Source organism: Actinomyces bouchesdurhonensis (assembly GCF_900128465.1).
In the GTDB taxonomy this organism is placed as follows: Bacteria; Actinomycetota; Actinomycetes; order Actinomycetales; family Actinomycetaceae; genus Pauljensenia; species Pauljensenia bouchesdurhonensis.
Map to the genome: position 1 here is coordinate 64,195 of NZ_LT635864.1, position 2,592 is coordinate 66,786.

General features: G+C 67.2%; 1 protein-coding gene and 2 pseudogenes. All 3 read left to right on the forward strand.

All coding sequences use genetic code 11. The annotated features are described in order from the left end of the window. Window positions 1-346: 346 nt before the first annotated feature. Window positions 347-613, forward strand: a pseudogene (locus BQ7477_RS02115) (DUF456 domain-containing protein); the annotation flags it as partial. A 96-nt stretch (window positions 614-709) separates the two neighbouring features. Then, window positions 710-1,321: pseudogene (locus tag BQ7477_RS02120) on the forward strand (adenylosuccinate synthetase); the annotation flags it as partial. 348 nt (window positions 1,322-1,669) lie between these two features. Next, complete coding sequence (locus BQ7477_RS12735; RefSeq protein ID WP_200783455.1) at window positions 1,670-2,584, forward strand: hypothetical protein; 915 nt, start codon at window positions 1,670-1,672, stop codon at window positions 2,582-2,584. Window positions 2,585-2,592 lie beyond the last annotated feature (8 nt).

Genomic DNA, 2,592 nt, shown 5'->3' on the forward strand with positions numbered 1-2,592 from the left:
CGTCCCACATACACCACCAGCGTCGTGGGCTGATGCCCCCGCGGTTCGTGCGCTAAGCGCCGGGTACGCGACCCCAGCGAATACCCCGGGCGCCCACACCCTGGACACAGCCGAACAGGATTAGCCACACGGCACTTCAGGACGAACCCACCCCCTTGGCAGCACATCCCCACAGCCACCAAGCCCAGCTCCTCCAACCCGCAATAAATCGTCATATCCGGAGCAGAAAAGGTAGCATTAGACATGTCGGGGCCTCCCAGCGTTTGAAGTGTTGCAACCTCAATCATCGGGCAGGCCCCGACCCCATGCCAACACCACCCCCCACACCCCAAAATGCGAAGAGCCGGGAATCCCCCAATCCACGCTCGTGTGGGGAGGCGTCGGCGGCGTCGTTGGCTGGTTCATCGGCCTGCCCCTCGGCCTCGTCCTGGGCATGATCGCCGCGATCTTCCTCGTCGAATACCTGCGCAGCAGCGACACCGCGAGGGCCTGGAAAGCAACGGTTCAGGCCCTGAAGGCCTTCGGCTGGACGATCGCCATCGAGCTGATTGCCGCCCTCACGTGCGCCACCGCGTGGGGCATCGGCGTCGCCCTGGCCGCCGCCGGAAACTGACGCGACCTGCCAGGGTGCCCCGGCCTCGTCGTTCCTCCGGTACGATGGATGCGTTGCGCGCACCCGCGCGACTCACCCAACTTAACGGAGATACTCATGCCCGCCGTCATCGTGCTCGGCGCCCAGTGGGGCGACGAAGGCAAAGGCAAGGCCACTGACCAGCTCGGCCAGCACACCGACTTCGTCGTCAAGTTCAACGGAGGCAACAACGCCGGACACACCGTCGTGATCGACGGCGAAAAGTACGCGCTGCACCTCCTGCCCGCCGGAATCCTCTCCGAAGGCGTCACTCCCATCATCGGCAACGGCGTCGTCGTCGACCTGGACGTGCTCTTCGAGGAACTCGAGGCGATCACGGCGCGCGGCGTCGACTGCTCGCGCCTGCGCATCTCCTCCAACGCGCACATCATCCCCCCGTACAACCGCCTCATGGACCAGGCGAACGAGCGTGCGCGCGGCAACAACCTGATCGGTACGACGGGCCGAGGCATCGGCCCCACCTACGCCGACAAGATGAACCGCATCGGTCTGCGCATCCAGGACCTCTTCCACCCCGAGGAGCTGCGCACCAAAGTCGAGGCTGCTCTGGCTCCAAAGAACACCATTTTCGAGGCCGTGGACCTCCAGGTGCTCGACCCCGCCGAGGTGGCCGACCACCTCCTGTCCTTCGCGGACCGCGTCAAGCCGATGCTGTGCGACGTGTCCCTCGNGTCCGGCGTGCCCCACAACTGTACGACTAAGCCCCTCGCGCACGCTCGCCGTGGGGGCGTGGATCAACCCACACAGGGGCGTGCGCCACAGCCCGCCCTCAGCGGTCGCTACCGGGCCCAGCGGTCGCTACCGGGCCCAGCGGTCGCTACCGGGCCCTCACCGGCCAAGCCAGAGCCGTTGCCGCAACCACCGCAACTCCGAGCAACGGGCGGAATGCGACGGTGCTCGCTCCTACAACGACAACGTCCCCACCCGGCAAAATCCCAGCCCACCACCTCGCGTAGGAGACCCGCCTGGGCGGCCCCGGCCTCGTCGAGTGCCCACATGTGGGACCATGGAAGCGTGATGACATCGACCCCTCCCACGCGCCCCCGCATCAACCGCGGGCGCCGCCCCGACACCCTGGCTACCCGGCACGTACCGACGAGCCTCGGCACCCTCACTGTTACCCTGCTGGCCGCGCTCACAATCACCGTGTGGTGGCTGCCCGGCTCGCGTTGGAGCGTCGGCCCCGTCGTCGCGGTCGCGTCCTTCCTCTTGGCTATCGGGTGGCCGACCTTGGCGCGCTTGCACATGCCGTGGCTCGCGCAAGGGGTTCTCGCCCTCGGTGGGACCCTCACCCCGATTGCCGTCGCCTATTGGAAGAACCTTGACATCGCGGTCCCGCTGACCGGCATCACGCTGGTCGCCCTGGTCGCCGCCATCATCCTCGACGCGCCCGCGCCGCGCGACCACTCGGTGGGTCGCACAAGCGAACACTGGGGATCCACCGCGCTCAGCGCCGCACTCGCCTCCTCTGTGACCGCGCTGCTCATCATTACCTCCGGCTCCATGTGGGTCTCACTCACCGTCCACGAGCGCTGGTCAGTCATCGTGCCCATGGCCGCGCTGGTGGCCATCGTCGCAGCCGCATCGGCTCGCAGTGGGCGTAGCGCCACAGCAGGCATCGTCTACGCCGCAATTTGTGGCCTCATCGCAGGCCTTGTCGCCGCGTCAATCGCGTGGTTCCTCGGGCAGACATCGGACCTGCTGCCCGTCGTCTTCCCCTTCATCGCGAAACGGTTCGGTGACTTTGCCGCATTTTTGACCCTGGGCGGCGTCACCGGCTTCGGCGTCGGCTTCGCCGTGTCGGTCGTCGACGCGCTCCTCGGCGAACGCGCCTCCTCCGCCCAGTTCGCCTCCGTCCTGGGCCGAGGCGCCGCGAAATTCCTTGTCGCCGCTCTGCCCGTCTACGCGATGATTCGCATCGGCGGTATCTGAGGGGCGCC